Annotated in this window: 1 protein-coding gene; it reads left to right on the forward strand. The window is 45.1% G+C overall.

Annotation, left to right across the window (positions count from 1 at the left end; translation table 11 throughout):
• A partial coding sequence (locus CWB78_RS17350; protein WP_021033140.1) for a GTP-binding protein occupies nucleotides 1-215 on the forward strand: 215 nt, incomplete at its 3' end.

Genomic DNA, 215 nt, shown 5'->3' on the forward strand with positions numbered 1-215 from the left:
ATGGCAAAAGAAAAGTTTGAACGCGTAAAACCGCACGTAAACGTTGGTACAATCGGCCACGTTGACCACGGTAAAACTACACTAACTGCAGCAATCACTAACGTACTTGCAAAAGTATACGGCGGTGTTGCTAAAGATTTCGCATCAATCGATAACGCTCCAGAAGAGCGCGAGCGTGGTATCACAATCTCAACTTCACACGTTGAGTACGATAC

This window comes from Pseudoalteromonas sp. S1612, from assembly GCF_005887175.1.
Classification (GTDB): domain Bacteria; phylum Pseudomonadota; class Gammaproteobacteria; order Enterobacterales; family Alteromonadaceae; genus Pseudoalteromonas; species Pseudoalteromonas undina.